Raw genomic sequence first — 16596 nt, 5'->3', positions numbered from 1 at the left:
AACCGTAGTGGAAACCCTTTATTAGCCCTTAAACGCTTTCCGCCCTACACCCGCAAACGGTTTCCTGTGAAACAATCCTTTGGCATCGTCTAACAGAGTATAAATTACAGGTACAACTATGAGTGTTAAAAAAGTTGATGTAATTAACCCACCAATAATGGCATAAGCCATGGGTGAGCGTCCTTCAGATCCTAATCCTGTAGAGAGTGCTGTAGGAAGCATACCGAAGATCATCGCTAAAGTCGTCATAATGATAGGCCTCAGTCGTGTAGAAGCCGCCAGAAGTAACGCGGCGCTTAGTTCTTCTCCCTCGCCCAGCTTTTGCTTAGCATAGTCAACTAGCAAAATCGCATTTTTAGTGACCAGTCCCATCAACATGATAATGCCAATAAATGTCATCATGCTTAAACTGCTGCCGGTAAGAAACAGGGCTAACAGGGCTCCAATAATACCGAAGGGCAAAGCGAAGACAATCGCAAAGGGATCAATAAAACTTTCAAACAGGGCGGCAAGGATCAAGTATATGAACAGAATTCCTAAAAATAGTGCTTTCATTAAGCCAGGGATAGTTTCCTCTATCACTTCCTGATCTCCTCCGCTAACTTGGTTGACTCCAGTAGGCATTTTTGTTTCATTTTCCAACGCTGCTTTAATTTGAGTGTTAAAGTCACCCGTTGCAACTCCAAAGACATTGGCCGTCACTTGAATTTCTCTGGCCTTATCATACCTATTGATGGTCGTAGAGCCCGTGGCAAAAACTTGCTTTGTGACCTGATCAAGAGGAACCATACTGTTATTTGAACCAGGCACATAAATCCCTTTTAAGCTGTCAAAGTCCTTTCTTTGATCATCTTGGAGCAATAGTTTAACATCATAGCGATCTTTTTCTGTTTCATACTGGGTTACAAGAGAACCATTAAAGAGGGTTCCCAACGTATTGGCTACGACCAGTGGACTCACACCGAGATCAGCCGCCCGATCACGATCCACTTCAAGGGTTGCTTCTGCTTTGCCACTCTTATAGCTCATGCTTACATCAACTGCCCCAGGAATTCTCTTTATGGCGCTCTCCGCTTGTTGCGAGTAGTTTAAAAGTGTCTCAAAGTCATCGCCGGTAAAATGGTACTCAGCGTCCTTCGCTACTCCTCCCAGAGTTGAACCAGTCGTCATAGAAAGGGTAATCCCCGGAATCTGCTTTAAACTCTCCCGCATTTTATTGGCAGTTTCACTTAAGGTCTCTTTTCTGGCATTCTTATCTATAAGCTGTACGCTAATGTTGATGTTGCTGGGTGTAACCGTCGAGTACAGGCGCACTACTCCAGGATACTTATTAAGAATACTTTCCATTTTTTTAGTTGTTTCTGCAGCCCTCGTCAGGGTTGTCCCTCCATCTGTTGCCGCTACGATTGTGATCTTTCCGTTGTCTGAGGATTCTAGAAAACTAGGATTAATGACGTTAAGAAGGAGCAAACTGCCGAAGAACATTGCAGTTGCCATAGCTATGGTTTTAATCCTATGCTTCAGTGCTACACCGAGAAGTCTTGTATAGACTCTGGCAAGTTTAACAAACAAGTGATTGAACCATATTAAAAATTTACCCAGGGGACCGTGTTTTTTATCTTTATTATCATTTTCACTCTTTATATATTTAGACGCCATCAACGGCACTAAGGTAAAGGATACAAATAACGAAATCAAGACGCTGAAAGCAACCGTTAGACCAAATTCCGCGAAATAGGCCCCGATCGATCCCTCAACCATGGTAATGGGGAGAAAGACAGCAACTATGGTAAAGGTTGTAGCCGTCACCGCCAGTCCAATTTCGCTCGCACCGTCTTTCGCTGCTTGCATTGGAGATTTCCCCATATTTATGTGACGTACAATGTTCTCAACGACAACAATTGCATCATCAATGAGCAATCCAACCGCTAAGGAAAGGCCCATTAATGACACGCTGTTGAGCGAAAAGTTCATCAGTTTCATAGCGGCAAAGGTAGTGATAATCGAGGTGGGCAGTGAAATTGCACTGATAGCCGTGCTTGCCCCATTCCGCAGGAAGACGAAAACCACGAGAACCGCCAGAATACAACCTTCCAGCAAGGTTTTCTGAACTTCACTCACGGACGCTCGTATGACCAGCGAATTGTCATCGACAATATCTATTTTTACATCTTTAGACAGTGACGCTTGAATCTCTGCAAGCTTCACTTTAAGATCATCCACGACTTGGGTGGTGTTTTCTCCGGATTGTTTGACAATATCAATCCCAATCGATTCCTCACCTTTATAATAGGATAAACTGTCCCGATCCTTAATAGTATCTTCCACTTGGGCAATATCTTTGATTCTAAGTTCAGTACCGTTACGATTGGCGACTAAAATATTCAAGAAATCATTAACTTCTTTGACCGTACCATTCGTTCTGAGGGAAACTTCTTTATCACCGTTGGAAACTTTTCCACTGGATCTATCTATGTTGTCACTTTCCAGGCTCTGGGTGATTTCCGCAGTTGTCACATTCAGAGCCGCCATTTTTTCTTTATCGAGTTTGATATGTATCTCCCTGACTTGCGCACCATAGGTGGTAACCGATCCAACACCTTTCACCGTATTTAGTTTTTTAGTGATCTCATCTTCGACCACTTGAGATAAGTCCTTGTTGGAAAGAGGGCTAGTGACCACGAAAGATATAATGGGTACGGCAGCTAAGTCAAATTTTTGAACAATGGGTTCATTAATGTCCTGTGGTAAAGTACCCCGTATACTGCTTATTTTATCTTTAATTTCTTGAGCAGCCACATTGACTTGCGTTCCAGAACTAAACTGAATCATTGTCTGGGAGAAGGATTCCGTAATAGTGGAGGAAATGTGTTTCACTCCTGAAATTTGTCCGACAGCTTCCTCAACTTTTTTTGTCACTTTTGTTTCCAGCTGTTCTGCTGCAGTTCCAGGCAGGGAAATGGTAACGGTTATCATAGGAACATCGACCTCAGGATTTTCGTTGATGGGTAGACCTATGTAACTTAAAGCACCTAGGGCAAGCAAAGCGATAACTATTACAGTGGCAAATACAGGCCGTTTCAGGCTGATATCTGTTAAAAACATAATCTAGTCCTCCTATTCCTTTACAACTGAAACCGCATCGCCATCCTGCAGTGTATTCACATTGGTAATAATGACACTGTCCCCATTTTTTACGCCGTCTTTAATCTCCACTAAGCCTTTGGAAATTTTCCCGATACTGACAATACGTTTACGGGCCACCCCTTGATCAATCACAAACACTGTATAATTTCCTGGATTTCCACTCAAAGCATCCGTTGTCACTGCAATCACTTCTGAGGTCTGATCACTTACAATATCCACCTTGGCATAAATACCCGGTTTCAGTGCTTGATCAGGATTAGCCACCTCAACTTTGCATTTAAAAACTCTTGAAGCAGCATCTGCAGAGGCTTCAATACTTTTAATTATTCCGTCATAGTCTTTAACGACGTTACTGCCAACGGTTACTTTGGCACTCTGTCCTACTTGCAAAGAGCTTATATCGTTTTGGTCTACTTCTATCACAGCATAGATTGGGGATATAGCTTTAACTTTTACTAGGACAACTCCCATGTTCGCATATTGCCCCAAATCCACACTCTTCTCATCCATAATGCCGGTAATAGGCGCAGTGATTTTCGTGTCTTCCAGTGAATCGGTAAGGATTTTCAAATCAACCTGTGCTGTAGCAAGATTAGCTTTTGAGGTTTCGATATTAGATCTTGACAACTCAATATTGGCTTCTGCAGATTCTAGATCACTTTTTGCATTAGTTAGTGCTGTCTCTGAGTTTTCTAGCTCAACCTTGGAAATCGCTCCCCCATCAAAAAGCGCCTTCATTCTAGCGTAGGTACGCACAGCGTTATCCACATTCATCTGCACTTTCTGCAAACCCGTTTGAGACGCTACCAATTGACTTTCAGCAGATTTAACCTGACTCTCTGAAGCTTTCAGCTGAGCTTGAGAAGAAGCTATGTTGTTTCTGATTTCCTGATCATCCAATTTGATTAGCGGGTCTCCTTGGGTTACATATTGACCATTTTCAAACAGCACTTGAACTACCTTACCACTGACCTTGCCACTTACAATACCCTCTTCAGAGGCTTCTAATGATGCCTTATACGAAATGATTGCTTGCTCAATAACATTCTCGGCCACAGTGGCTTTGACACAAACTATATTTGGAGCAGTTTCGGCAATGGTATTTTCCGGCTTTCCCCTGAAGCTTCTAACTCCTGTACCAGCCAAAACAAATACGATAACAATCGTCAGAACTTTCTTCTTCGTAATTTTAAAGCCCCTGATAGCTAAACCGATTTTTTCTAACACGATTAATCCCCCTCATATACTTCATTTGTACTTCTTTAATAGGTCACCTATTTTTATCTGAGAGCGAACATCCTCCAAGGACGGTTCGTTCACCCACATTACCATAAGTGCGTCTGCAGTCCTTTAAAAATGTCCTATCGGAGTCGCAGTAGCTTACCTATTCTAAAAATGCCCATATCATCCACGATACATGATTCTTCATATTACATACCCCCTTATTCACATTTGTATAATAAGTTAAATAAATTCAAAGTATATACCGACCGGTCGGTATGTATGATAGAAAAAAATTTACCCTTTTAGTTCCATATAAAAACTATCCCATAACTCTAACAAGGTATCACTGGCATCCTCACTGCAGTCTTTCATTAAACTAATACGGATTGCAATTCCATCATTTGTATATATAAATACCTTAGCAATTTGTTCATCGTTCATGAATGACCTGATCTCTCCGTTTTTTCTAGCTGTAGAGATAACCCCTTTCCATGCTTTCAGTTCATTTTGTTCGTGTTCAAGCAATTTTTCCCGGAGGCTTGGAAAAACCTTCAAAGCATCAAAAACAAGTGAGTAATAGTTCACAGTTAAACCACGGTCCAGATCATCTCCATATAATTGAAGCGAATTGAGTATTCTATTTTGATAAACTGCATACTGGTGATAAAACTCATATAGAGAATTCTTGTCGAATATACTAAAATCAGGTGTTATGGAAGACATACAGTGTTTAAGTGCTTCCAGAAATAACTGCTCTTTGCTTTTAAAATAATGATAAAAAGCGCCTTTTGACATTCCTGTTTTTTCTACTAGCTCAGCCATGGTTACTTCCTTATAGCTCTTGAGTAAAAAAAGATTAAATGCAACTTTCAAAATATGTTCTCTTGTTTCATTCATGACTTATCTCCCTTTTCAAACCGACCATTTGGTATGTATTTATGTTAACATTAAAATAGGTGTCACGTCAATTCTATTATCTGCTATTCTATCTTACTTAGCCCCTCCGCCGCATGTATACAGCGCATTGTCCGCTAATTCCTTGAAACCTGTGTTGTCTGTAACCCCGTCCCTGCGACCTCCGTTCCACTATGCAAAGTGTTTTCGACAAATATCCTTATAGCCTATATATTAAGCTTATAGCGCAAAAGCTTCGGGAAGTAACTGACCAACTTCTAATAGATTATGGCTTGAATACTTCGCAAGCGATTCTTCTTTGGCATATTAATCAATCAATCGAGAAAAACATTGAAATAAACCGAAAATTTCTTGAGAAAACTATGGCTCTAAGTGGTCCCTCTGTGACAAACTTATTGAACGGTCTGGAGAAAGCTGGATTTATAACGCGCAATAATAACCCGGCCGACGGACGTAACCTCAGTATTGATGTAACAGCCAAAGCCAAACAATTGATTAATGAGAAGAGTACAGCATTATCGAAATCTGAAGAACTGGCAACTAGAGGTATGTCAGATGCCGAAAAAGCAATGTTTGTATCTCTGCTGACCCGTGCTTTTGAAAACGTTGAGAAGCAACTGTCATAAAACCATACAACTCGCATGAATACTGGGTTTTTAATCTGTAGGTGTTTTCAAACTTACCACGGTCTCTACGTGCCTTGAGGATACCAAAAAGATGCCGTTGCAGGCATCTTTTTGTGCGCTAGTCTCGATCCTTTTTAATATTCAAATTTGTCTTAATCCCAGGAGGATATTTTTTCAGCGTCTCCACCATGTTAGTCGCTATCTTTAAGGCCTCTTTCCTGTTTACTTCCTTCTTCACCGGGTCTACTCTGTTTAAATCAACAAGAGTTTTCAGCAGCTCCCCGTAGGCTCTGAGCATGTTGTCGCGGTGCATGGCGTATTGGGCGTCGTATTTCATGCTGTCGGTATTAGTATTCTCTGCTGGCAGTGCAGTTTGCAGAGTTTTCGGCTTGTTGATTTTTCGTTCCACCGGGATCAGTTCCATAGGTTTATCCAAAGGTATATCTATTACCTTTTCTTTTTCCACTGCCTCTTCCGCTGCACTTCCTTGCTTTTGCTTCATCAGATTTTCCGGTTCTTGAAGGTCTTCTTCCTGAGGCGTCCGGCCACTAATTGTCTGCCGCAGCTCCCGCTTGCTCATGTTCCCAACATCATTATCCGCTATAAATTGATCCCGGTCCTCTACCGGAATTCCAAAAAGGATGAGCCCTTGGGTGTAGTTCAAATGGTGCACCGGTGCACCATTTGGCCTCTCTTCTCCGACGGGGGAGGAGAGTATAGGTCCGTACTCCCGGAAGGTTTTCATCAGTCTGCTGGCTGTGCTTCGGGAGTAACTCACTGATTCAGTCAGCCATTTGAGCCACTCTCCATGGGGTACCAGCGCTTTGGCTTCCGTCAGATAACCTCCGATCTCAACGGCGTTGCTAAGCAGCATTTTGCCACTTTCCTCCTTGATAAAGTTAATCTCAGACGCGATTTGCTCAAGGGTCCTGTTGGAATTTTCCATTCTCATACCGGCTGCCATCCTTTTACGGAATGTCTTTTCAGATACCGCTATAGGATATGCCGAGTCCCAGACAAGTGTGAGGTCTATAGTGCCAATAAAAGAATGCGGTTTGGACAAGATGCTTCCCTACAGTAACCATAGTACAAGCATATCCATATTATATACAACCATGCCGAATCCATCGGCCTCTGGATAAAGGGGGGAGGGAAAAGAGATGCCTATCATTGATAAGCCGTTGACTTCAACCTTAGTGTTGAAATATGAAGACGGGTTGACACCTGCCGGTGGGCCCCAAATCAAGCAAAAGAGCTTAAACTACGTGAGGCCCGATGCTGATCATGGATCCCTCCACGAGGTTGCTGCCGCCCTATTCAGCCTTTCGGAAAAGCCGCTCACTGCCGTGATATTGCGTGATAGCACGGAGCTAGTGGAAGAACCGTAAGAATAATACCCTCTCACACTAGGATGGGGCTGTGTTGAAACTTAGTTTCACGCAGCCCTTTAGATCTCACCCTTTGTTAACTTAGATTCATGCCCTTTGATTTTATAAACAGCTAGAACGTGTGCTAAAATCAATCGTTACAACCCTCACTCGGGACTAGCGTTAGACTGCGCCCATGCCGGGCACACTATAAAAAACACCTGCCTTTATCCAGCAGATGCTTTGATAATTCAAACAAATTCGAACCAAAATATTACCCCCTGATCACTATTTTGAGCCCCATAGGAAAAGTGATATAGTTCCAGAATTGTACGGGAAATAGCTAAACCAAGACCTGTACCCTTTGTATTGCCGCGTGATGCATCCGCTTTTCGATAGGGCAGCCATATTTCCCTCAGCTTTTCTTCGGGAATATAGCTGCCGCTATTATAAAATTCAAATCTATTGTCAGCTATGCTTATCCGAATAGTTCCACCATCAGGTGTACTGTCAAGGGCATTGACAAAAAAATTGTCAATCACTCTGGCCATTAAAGAATGATCAGCTTTGATCACTGCATCACCTTCCAGATGGGGCAGGATGGATTTTTCTGCACTTACTTGCTTGTAACGCTCAATTATTTCAGCACACACTTCACCAAGAGATACCTCCTCAAATTTTATTGGCCATACATCACATTCTAATCTTGATAACTCCAGCATTTCCCGGATTATCTTATCCATCCGGTTTACATTAGTCTGGATACCAGCCGCATAGTGCTCCCTTTTCTCTGTCTGGACATTTTCCATAAGATTCTGGGCATACCCGGAAATAATGCTTAAAGGTGTTTTCAAATCATGGGCTAAAGCATTGGTTGTTTCCTTGCGAAATCTTTCAAGCTCTTCCCTCTTTTGGTAGGTTTTATAAGTCTGGGCTGCAAGTATAAGTCCTGCCATAACGAAGGTTATCCAGCAGCTGACCCATACGAAAATCAAAGTACCGGCACATTTATCCCATATATTGACCTCACGGGCAAAAACCGTCCAGAATTCACTGTAATTGTTCTGGTCATCGGTTACTTTTACAGTATTCTGATAAGGCTGGGGCAAGTAATAGCGATAGGTCAGCCAATTAACCCTTTCACATAAAACATTCCCCGGCTGTTTAACAGCCTCCTTTAACTTTTCTTGATCCGACACCAGATTACGCAGCTTGATTACTTTCTCCTTATCCCGAAAACCGTAATTAACCGGCTGGATGTGACCATGTTCAAAATAGGGCAAGTTTTTGGTATTTTCATAACCTGCCGTATAGACAATGTCATTTAAATGGGTTCCACTACTTCCCCTTACACTTCCTTCTTCATCAAAGGTATCTGCATACATGGACACAACACTTATTTTATCAGGAATAATCATTTCATTATCCACCCAGAACCCCTCCAAATGAAGGGAATACCCGGAAAGATCACCGGCCTTTTCTGCCTTGGGATTGGCATTTAAGTAATTTTCCAGCTCGGTTATTTCTTTTTCCTTAAACCAATCCTTAGGGTTTAGATATCCATAGCCTGTATAATTTTTACTTCCTTCACTATACTCCGTATAGCTGCATAACCAGTTGTCATTGGTATTAAAAATCAGGTTGTAATCCCCTGAGAATATGGCGACTTCCGTCCCTAAATAGGTGAAGAACGACTTTCCGACTAATTGCTTTTTAAGCTTGGCAATGTCCGCAAGCTGATTGTTGCTGTCAAGATTATCCTGGAGGATACCGCTGATGGTATTATTGACCTGTAAGGCTAAAGTGCGAAGTTCCCAGCTCCCCTCCTTCTTTTCCTGAGCTATCAGGAATAGGCTAAAGCCTGTCATAAGCACCAGGTAGGTGGCAAATAAGGCACCAAAGATACGGATATAGATTGTCTGCTTTATTTTGTTCCTTTTCAATTTCTACCCCTCCAATTTGTACCCTCTCTTGATCACGGTTTTAATTTGCTTCGAGGCATCCCCTAAGGCCTTCCGCAATTTTTTCACATGATTGTCCACCACTCTGTCATTCCCTTCAAAATCATATCCCCAAATTCGGATGAGCAAGCTTTCCCGGCTCACTAACCGGCCGGGATTTTCTATGAGTATTTTTAAAATGGCAAATTCCATGGGGGCAAGGGCTACTTCTGTGTCATTGACCATAACCGTATAACGGTATGGATTCAAACCTATGCTCCCTGCTCTCATTACTTCGTTTCTCACCGTGCCTTTGGCCCGTCTAATCAGAGCCGTAACCTTGGCATAAAGCTCTGCGAGGGAAAAAGGTTTAACTATGTAATCATCACACCCCAGATTATACCCATGCAATCTATCCTGCTCCTGGTGCCTTGCCGTGATAAAAACAATAGGCACATTGCTCCTTTTTCTAAGCTCCCGGCAAATTGTAAATCCATCGACCTCCGGCAGCATGACATCCAGCAGAACTAAATCATAGTCCTTCTCAAGACATTTTTGCTGACCTTCCTTCCCTGACTTGGCAGAATCTATCTTAAAAGTCCCCTCGCTTTTCGCGATAAAATAGTCTGTAATGATTTCTCTTATCTCTGGATCATCTTCAACCAATAAAAATTCAAAAGCCATTTTTTCACCTCTAGGTATAGGTTACCACACCAATATATCCTTCCTGTATCCTTGCGAAAATTTTCTATGATCTGCAAATACCTTCCTTAAAGCATAACCCAATAATAAGAAAAGAGGGGATACTGCACCCCTCAAATTTCACCCTATTAGAATACCTGTCCAGTAGATGACAACTCGGGTAGTTTCACAAGGCGCATATACGATAAATAATATGAAATTGGACAATACCTAAAAACAGTGTTCTGAAACCAAAATGAATCCTTAGAGAAGGGCCTGGCAATAGGTCAAATTCGTCGGCGCCGACGAATTTGACCTATTGCCGTCATCGCCGGAAGTAAACAGTTGCAGTATTCTATTGTCCGTCAACACATTATGGAATCATATGGTAAATCATTTTCTCTTAGATGTTAATTCAGCCTATCTCTTTTGAGAAGCTGTACATCGCTTACAGTATGGCGAAAGCCTTGATCTAAGGACAATAATATTTTGGGGACAGTGCGCCCAAGATTGAGTAATAAAAAAGAATCTGGATGTCATGATAATAGATAAAGCTAAAGAGGTGTTTATATGTTTGAACTTTCATTTTATCTTATATTTGCAGTGGCAACGGGGTTAGCTTCTTTTATAATAATTCCTAAAAACTTGTATAAAAAGTTCTTTCTCTATGGTCTATTATTTGGAGGAATAGGCGATACAGCAATTGCATCTTTAATTCATTCTATAGGTTTCATAAATTATAAGAACATGGGTGTGACTAACATTTTCGGTATATTTTCATTTTGGACTCCTATTACATGGGCTTTTGCCTATATGTTGTATTTCTATTTTCTACCAGTAAGAAAATATTTTCTAGTACCGTATATAATTTTATTTGCAACCTTAAATTACTCTGTGGGTATTGTAATGTCACAATCAGGCCTACTTGAAGTTATAGGCATATTTAAATATATCCAACCTTTAGTCTTTCTAGTTTGGTCTTCAATATCAGCTTGGATATTTCACAAAAGCGAACATAGGGTTATGGTTTAATTTGTAGGCATTCCAGGCTGAAACGAGAAATGGGAGAGTGGATTGAAAGTATTATTTCAAAAGCGATAGTATTTTGGGATAATTAGATCTAAAGGGCTGAGTGCGGCAAGCCCGCCCACTAGGGTTCTTAAAATATTTCCTAAGTAACGCTGTGCGGGCAAATCTGGTTACCAGTTATCACTTTGTTTTCTGGCCGTTGCTGATTGTTTTGCCAGTGCTGTTTGTCCTAGGAATTTTCGTTCCTTTGATTGCTTATCACACAACAGATAGGCAGAGTATTGTAGAACGATTGCGAGAAATTGAGTAATAAGTATTCAAATCAACCTTATAACTGTTTTTCAAGTTTTGATAAAAATACATCCAATGATTCACTGATATCAATATTCATCCGCTCTGCTAAAACAATCACCCACCATAGGCATTCGCTAAGCTTATGCTCCAGTTCAGATAGTGTATCTCCTCCTTTAGGCCAACGCTCCTGCTGAGACATCGTCAAACGACCCACCAAGCCAGCATCTGTCAAGAAAGCAAGCGCATCCTCTTCTACTGTCCATTCTTTTTCATGATACTGTCGTTCCAGCTGATGATATTGTTTTCTTATTTGAACGGAACGCTCAACTACCTCACTAAAATTCATATCTTTCATAGTTCCCTCTTCTTTCCTTGTGTTATGTTATTTAAATCAATTATAGCATTCTAGATATGACAACGCCCTGTCATATCTAGAATGCTATTTTTCACATTGACTTATTCCGATTATTCATCTGTTCGTAGAATGGTAAGGGCATGTTCTTAGGTGATCGTCCACCATACCGATTGCTTGCATAAATGAATAGATTATTACAGGCCCGACAAATTTAAAGCCTCTTTTCTTCAAATCTTTACTAATTTGTTCCGACAAGGGAGACTGAGCAGGCATTTGCCCCTCGGATACCCAATTGTTTATCACTGGATGATCATCAACGTAATTCCATAAGAAGGTTGAAAAGCTTCCGAATTCCTTCTGTATGTTGATGACAGCCAGGGCATTGCTTCTGACAGCATTTATCTTAGTTCTATTTTTTATAATATTATATTGTTCTTTGATTGTCTCCAATTCTTCATCCGTCAGTTTGGAGCAATATTCAATGTTAAAATGTTGAAAAGCCTTTTGATATCCTTCTCTTTTGGCAAGAACGATACTCCATGATAATCCGGATTGAGCCCCTTCTAAGGTAAGCATTTCAAATATATAAGCATCATCATGACTTGGTACACACCACTCGTTGTCATGATATTGTTGCATTGTTAGATTCCTTCCAGGCCATGAACAAGAACTCATAAAAGTCTCCCCCAGTCATTTTCATTTATCATCATACCTTTCAGCCATGGCATCCGTAAAAATTCCCTATGTCATCCCCTTTTTTGCTCATTATGGCTTTGATAGAATCCTTTTCTAGTTCCCTATTCTCTTCTCCATGACTTTGATTAAAAAACCATTCACCATTTAGTCACTGCTATTTATAGGTTTTAAATATATTGTTTACATGTTGGTCTTCCAACCTTTTGATCAACACAAAGGCAATTGCCAGGAACACTGTGGGATACAGAAAATTTATGGACCATAAAACGGTTTTTCCCATAAACACTCTAAATAACAGTACTACTGTCCACACTGCCGTAAAACCGATGATAAATATTATTTGGGTTTTGCGATTATGATTTGAAAGTTCGAAGGAATTTTTAGTGAAATAATTATAAACACTAAACGCAATAACCACGGCAAAAAAGGTCGAAACGAGGAATCCTGACGTGATTGGCATAGCGAATTGACCGAATTTAAATATATTGATGATTGTTGAGGAAAAAAGAATCTCGGCCAGATACAACGTCCCTATGCCATAAACAAGGACATACAATATTTCCAATGCTTTTTCATAGAGCGTTTTCTGTCTGCCGTTTTTCATCAGCTCGTCGCATAATGCTTTATAGTCATCCCCGGCAACGTCATTAAAGTTTTCGTTCCTCAATTGGGCTTCCAGTGCCATACCTGTAAGTTCCTTGCGGATGTTTTCGATATCATATTCACATAAGTCTGAAGATCTGAGATAGCACACCATATCCATTATAATGGTATTGTTTTCTTTTGATAATTGTTTATCCAACACATTATTTTCTTTGCGCAGCTTTTCTAACTGGTTAGCCATTACTTTACCTCCAACGTTAAAATCTTGCTTACCGCCACGGAAATGCTCTTCCAATAGGCTTCAAATGAATTCAATGCTTCTATGCCGCTTTTAGTAATAAAATAATATTTTCTGCTTGGTCCTAATGGTGAAGGTCTAAACTCCGCATAGATAAGGTCTTTCTTTTCCAGCCTCACAAGCAATGGATAAATTGTACCTTCACGTATGTCAGCAAAACCATAGCCCGTCAGTTTTATCATGATTTCATAACCGTAGGTTACCTCTAAACTGATAATTTTTAAGATACAGCCCTCTAACGTTCCGCGCATCAGTTGCGATTTATCAAACATAATTCCTCCTGCTTCCTTAGTGTCATCTACATTGCGATACATAGTAGATTAACTATATTGTAGTGCATGGTAGTACTAATGTCAAATATACTGGTCTACAAAACCCTGATATCAATTAAATTTCAAGGAGGTATTTCGCAAAATACCTCCTTGAAACAATTCTTTAATCTTCTATTAATTTTTTACTATAATATGCTCAAGTCAAACTTTCAATTAATTTGCTATCATAACCACATTCAAGAAGATACTCAACTAACTTTCCCTGTACTTCTGGGGACATTTCAGGCTGACAATAACTCGCCAGCAGCTTGTCTTTCTTAGTCTTAATATTATCCATTAGCTTAGCGGAAGGATCGCCGGCTACTGCCCCTCTTAAGCTGATATCAGGTAGAAATGGTTCTTTTCTGAAATGCTTCATAGTATGGTCCGAGGTTAAAAACTGCCCCGCTATGCCTACCTTAGTAATCTCATCGACTGCGAGTGTTTCGGCATCGACTTTTACCCCATCAATATAACGTTTGACCATTCCGATGATTTCTAAATCAGCTATAAACTTCTCATAGCACATCGAGTTATAGCTATCTATGATACCCGAACTTTGGAAAATAAGATTTGTTTTGGCCGAGTAGCTGGCTAGTAAGGTTAACATGCTTTCATACCCCGCTTGCACAGACAAGGTCTTGGCATCAGTCAGGGTACCTCCACCCCGGCAGGGAAGCCCATAGGACTTCGCCAAACGAGCTGCATATTGATAGGCTAAGGCTCCTTCAGGTGCACCTATGGCAATACTTCCTGTCCTCATGTCGGAGGTGGTTGACTGGGAACCGTAAATTACAGGCGTACCTTTATTTATCATTTGAGCGACAGCAATACCTGCCAGTACCTCCGCATTGGCCAAGGCAATTGTACCTGCAAGAGTCATCGGCGCTGTTGTCCCGGCCATTGAAGCGGCGGCAATGACTACAGGCTGCTTGTATTTATTAAACACCATCATTGTTTCCAACATGTTTGTATCAAACTGAAGCGGTGTATTTGTATTAACAATCGTCAGACATCTTGGCTTATCCGCCAGAGAGGTCTTACCACCAAACACTATTCCCAACATGTCCATCAATTGTTCGACTTCTTTAGCTGTACCCGTACCTGTGATGATAACCTTATCGGAAAAGACCATTGTTGCATAAAGCATCAAAGCAATCGTTGAGCGACCGATATCTGTAGGCTGAACGACGATGCCGCCATTTACCTTGTAATAGCTTGACTGATGGTAAAGTTTTAGAAAATTTATGTAATCACTCATTAAAGCGGCATGTTTTGTTCCATCAACTTCGCATACGAAGGAGGAGCCTGACCCTGGGCAAACTTCAACGTGGTCACCCCCAACTACAAAATCATAGTTCGGATTTCTGGCATGCATCTTAAAATGAGTCGGGGCCTTACTGACCCAATCAATAACCTGTTCCCGAGTAAAGAAAGCAGTCTGTCCTTCAATACGGATCCTATTTTGTCGCATAATTTCTAATACTTTAGGATGATGAAACCTCATGCCTGTTTGTTCCAATACAGCCATTGATGCTTCATGGATTTTCCTCAGATCATCATCCATTTCGTCCAATTCAATCATGTGAGAACCCTCCAGTCCATTTATTTGGTGCAACTCACTAACCTTATATTCTATAGCGCAAGATAGGAACCTCCCTAACAATGCACCAGTGTTACTCTAATTTTGCTGACCATTTTTCAAGTTCCATGAGAATAGATTTATTTAGTTGAGGAACCTGATGGCTCTCCATAATATTACTTATCTTTTCTTTCACTTTTTCCTTAATTTGAGATTCGTTAATGTTCTGCATATCCCGGCTAAATAAACTTGGATACCAAACCTTCTTTATATTAAGCAGGGTATGCAGGTTCGTCAGATAGTCCCCTCCAGGCCCTACTTCCTTTATCACATCTAAGGCCAGTTCCTCGGCATTTACCTGAACACCTTGGGTATAGTGTTTTAAGCCCTCGATAATCTCATCAGCCAAAACAACTAATTCTGGAGAGACACTGTTACAATGATCCATTACCCCAACATCATGGACGATATTGGCTTTACTAAGCATTGTGGAGAAAAGTTCCATGGTTGTTTCTGCTACCGCCTGTTCATCAAGCACTTTAGCATCTGTGCATCCGGCAGTTCCAAAGAATGGTATACCATAATACGCTGCTAAATCGGAAGACGCTGCGACTAACAAATGAAACTCAGGGGCTCCATAACTGCCAATTGTTGAGCGCATGTCAAAAACTGAAGGCATAGAACCATAGATAAATGGACTCCCTTCAGAAACCAACTGAGTAATAACCAAACCAGTTAATATATCGGCATTACACTGAGCTAACGTACCGGCAAGGCTCATGGGAGAGGTTCCGCCCATCATACAATAAGGCATATATACCACCGGAATACGATTTTCTGCACTAATATAGAGCTTCTCCGTACTCTCTTTAGGATGAGCAAGGGGTGGAATTGGATCACAAAGGTAAAAAATAAAGGGTCTTTCTTGAAGGTTGTTTAATCCACCAGCCACAATGGCAGCGATCTCGATGATATCTTTTAAGGCACCAATATCATTGGTGGAAAAGTTAATGGTTTTACTGAAATGCTTCACTGTCTCCAAAAAAGTGATTTGAGACTGCACTTCAGGCCTCAAATCCGCTGACATTCCTACTGACAAAATAAAGTGGATGTTCGTCAGGTAGTCGGCCAATTTGCACATCATTGCAGTGTCTTTCCTGAGGAATTTCCGAACCCTTCCCGATGACGGATCAACGAGTTCCAATTGATCAGCATGGGTTCCAAAGTAAACTGCATTAACATTATTAATTTTAATAGAAGGTTCACCATCGCGTTTATAAAGTACCAGTTCCTTTGGAACACTCTTAAGGGCTCTTTCCACAAGTTCTCTGGGGATCAATGTAAATCCTTCGTTGGTCGTTACAGCGCCGTTGTCATGCAACAGCTTAAATGCCCTTGTCCCTTCAATTTTCATCCCCACGTTTTCCATCAGATATAGACTTGCCTCATGAATTTGCTCCGACTTCTCTTGATCGAGGATGGTTAGAGACAAGTTCCGTGTCGATGTACTCATTTAATTTCCTCCCTT

The 16596-nt window shown here is 41.0% G+C and carries 15 protein-coding genes; 3 read left to right on the top strand and 12 right to left on the bottom strand.

Annotation, left to right across the window (positions count from 1 at the left end):
* Positions 1–21: 21 nt before the first annotated feature.
* The 3 genes from BUB11_RS15305 to BUB11_RS15295 form a co-directional block, all read right to left on the bottom strand.
* Complete coding sequence (locus BUB11_RS15305; RefSeq protein ID WP_073030634.1) at positions 22–3105, bottom strand: efflux RND transporter permease subunit; 3084 nt, start codon at positions 3103–3105, stop codon at positions 22–24.
* A 12-nt stretch (positions 3106–3117) separates the two neighbouring features.
* A complete protein-coding gene (locus tag BUB11_RS15300) occupies positions 3118–4374 on the bottom strand; it encodes an efflux RND transporter periplasmic adaptor subunit (protein WP_084110312.1) in 1257 nt (418 codons plus the stop codon).
* Positions 4375–4665: 291 nt separating this feature from the next.
* A complete protein-coding gene (locus BUB11_RS15295) occupies positions 4666–5268 on the bottom strand; it encodes a TetR/AcrR family transcriptional regulator (protein ID WP_073030633.1) in 603 nt (200 codons plus the stop codon).
* A 191-nt stretch (positions 5269–5459) separates the two neighbouring features.
* Here BUB11_RS15295 and BUB11_RS15290 point away from each other — a divergent pair, with 191 nt between their 5' ends.
* The gene (locus tag BUB11_RS15290) at positions 5460–5912 is read left to right on the top strand and encodes a MarR family winged helix-turn-helix transcriptional regulator (protein ID WP_073030632.1); all 453 of its coding nucleotides are present in this window, start codon (positions 5460–5462) and stop codon (positions 5910–5912) included.
* A gap of 118 nt (positions 5913–6030) precedes the next feature.
* On the opposite strand, the gene BUB11_RS15285 is transcribed toward BUB11_RS15290, so the two are convergent.
* On the bottom strand, positions 6031–6864 hold the full coding sequence (locus tag BUB11_RS15285) for a DUF3102 domain-containing protein (protein WP_073030631.1): 834 nt from the start codon (positions 6862–6864) through the stop codon (positions 6031–6033).
* A gap of 208 nt (positions 6865–7072) precedes the next feature.
* Between BUB11_RS15285 and BUB11_RS15280 the strand changes: the two genes are divergently transcribed.
* Positions 7073–7300 (top strand): DUF1659 domain-containing protein, encoded by a 228-nt coding sequence (locus BUB11_RS15280; protein ID WP_073030630.1) that lies wholly within the window; start codon positions 7073–7075, stop codon positions 7298–7300.
* Positions 7301–7530: 230 nt separating this feature from the next.
* Here the strand turns inward: BUB11_RS15280 and BUB11_RS15275 are convergent, their stop codons facing one another.
* Both BUB11_RS15275 and BUB11_RS15270 read right to left on the bottom strand, forming a co-directional pair.
* A complete protein-coding gene (locus BUB11_RS15275) occupies positions 7531–9222 on the bottom strand; it encodes a sensor histidine kinase (RefSeq protein ID WP_084110311.1) in 1692 nt (563 codons plus the stop codon).
* 3 nt (positions 9223–9225) lie between these two features.
* Positions 9226–9903, bottom strand: coding sequence for a response regulator transcription factor (locus BUB11_RS15270; RefSeq protein ID WP_073030629.1), 678 nt, complete (start codon positions 9901–9903; stop codon positions 9226–9228).
* A gap of 567 nt (positions 9904–10470) precedes the next feature.
* Here BUB11_RS15270 and BUB11_RS15265 point away from each other — a divergent pair.
* On the top strand, positions 10471–10932 hold the full coding sequence (locus BUB11_RS15265; protein WP_073030628.1) for a hypothetical protein: 462 nt from the start codon (positions 10471–10473) through the stop codon (positions 10930–10932).
* Between the two features lie 325 nt (positions 10933–11257).
* Here the strand turns inward: BUB11_RS15265 and BUB11_RS15255 are convergent, their stop codons facing one another.
* The 6 genes from BUB11_RS15255 to BUB11_RS15230 all read right to left on the bottom strand — a co-directional run bounded on the left by BUB11_RS15255 (position 11258) and on the right by BUB11_RS15230 (position 16581).
* Entirely contained in the window at positions 11258–11578 is a 321-nt protein-coding gene (locus tag BUB11_RS15255) for a MazG-like protein (RefSeq protein ID WP_073030626.1), read from the bottom strand.
* A gap of 114 nt (positions 11579–11692) precedes the next feature.
* On the bottom strand, positions 11693–12253 hold the full coding sequence (locus BUB11_RS15250; protein ID WP_073030625.1) for a DNA-3-methyladenine glycosylase I: 561 nt from the start codon (positions 12251–12253) through the stop codon (positions 11693–11695).
* A gap of 175 nt (positions 12254–12428) precedes the next feature.
* Complete coding sequence (locus BUB11_RS15245; protein ID WP_073030624.1) at positions 12429–13118, bottom strand: DUF1129 domain-containing protein; 690 nt, start codon at positions 13116–13118, stop codon at positions 12429–12431.
* A complete protein-coding gene (locus BUB11_RS15240; RefSeq protein WP_073030623.1) occupies positions 13118–13447 on the bottom strand; it encodes a PadR family transcriptional regulator in 330 nt (109 codons plus the stop codon). Before BUB11_RS15240 ends, BUB11_RS15245 begins: the two co-directional genes overlap by 1 nt.
* A gap of 196 nt (positions 13448–13643) precedes the next feature.
* Positions 13644–15071, bottom strand: a complete 1428-nt coding sequence (locus tag BUB11_RS15235; protein WP_073030622.1) for a trimethylamine methyltransferase family protein — start codon at positions 15069–15071, stop codon at positions 13644–13646.
* Between the two features lie 91 nt (positions 15072–15162).
* Positions 15163–16581, bottom strand: a complete 1419-nt coding sequence (locus tag BUB11_RS15230) for a trimethylamine methyltransferase family protein (RefSeq protein ID WP_073030621.1) — start codon at positions 16579–16581, stop codon at positions 15163–15165.
* Positions 16582–16596: the final 15 nt, after the last annotated feature.

Origin of the sequence: Desulfosporosinus lacus DSM 15449 (genome assembly GCF_900129935.1) — a bacterium.
GTDB lineage: Bacteria > Bacillota > Desulfitobacteriia > Desulfitobacteriales > Desulfitobacteriaceae > Desulfosporosinus > Desulfosporosinus lacus.
The sequence above is the reverse complement of the archived record's forward strand: the minus strand, read 5'-3'. Positions and strand labels throughout refer to the sequence as shown.

Bases quoted from the DNA above. Each gene is read 5' to 3' on its own strand.
- BUB11_RS15280 (WP_073030630.1), top strand. From the start codon at position 7,073: ATGCCTATCATTGATAAGCCGTTGACTTCAACCTTAGTGTTGAAATAT.
- BUB11_RS15255 (WP_073030626.1), bottom strand. From the start codon at position 11,578: ATGAAAGATATGAATTTTAGTGAGGTAGTTGAGCGTTCCGTTCAAATA.
- BUB11_RS15265 (WP_073030628.1), top strand. From the start codon at position 10,471: ATGTTTGAACTTTCATTTTATCTTATATTTGCAGTGGCAACGGGGTTA.
- BUB11_RS15235 (WP_073030622.1), bottom strand. From the start codon at position 15,071: ATGATTGAATTGGACGAAATGGATGATGATCTGAGGAAAATCCATGAA.
- BUB11_RS15305 (WP_073030634.1), bottom strand. From the start codon at position 3,105: ATGTTTTTAACAGATATCAGCCTGAAACGGCCTGTATTTGCCACTGTA.
- BUB11_RS15270 (WP_073030629.1), bottom strand. From the start codon at position 9,903: ATGGCTTTTGAATTTTTATTGGTTGAAGATGATCCAGAGATAAGAGAA.
- BUB11_RS15290 (WP_073030632.1), top strand. From the start codon at position 5,460: ATGCAAAGTGTTTTCGACAAATATCCTTATAGCCTATATATTAAGCTT.
- BUB11_RS15245 (WP_073030624.1), bottom strand. From the start codon at position 13,118: ATGGCTAACCAGTTAGAAAAGCTGCGCAAAGAAAATAATGTGTTGGAT.
- BUB11_RS15230 (WP_073030621.1), bottom strand. From the start codon at position 16,581: ATGAGTACATCGACACGGAACTTGTCTCTAACCATCCTCGATCAAGAG.
- BUB11_RS15285 (WP_073030631.1), bottom strand. From the start codon at position 6,864: ATGAGAATGGAAAATTCCAACAGGACCCTTGAGCAAATCGCGTCTGAG.
- BUB11_RS15240 (WP_073030623.1), bottom strand. From the start codon at position 13,447: ATGTTTGATAAATCGCAACTGATGCGCGGAACGTTAGAGGGCTGTATC.
- BUB11_RS15295 (WP_073030633.1), bottom strand. From the start codon at position 5,268: ATGAATGAAACAAGAGAACATATTTTGAAAGTTGCATTTAATCTTTTT.
- BUB11_RS15250 (WP_073030625.1), bottom strand. From the start codon at position 12,253: ATGAGTTCTTGTTCATGGCCTGGAAGGAATCTAACAATGCAACAATAT.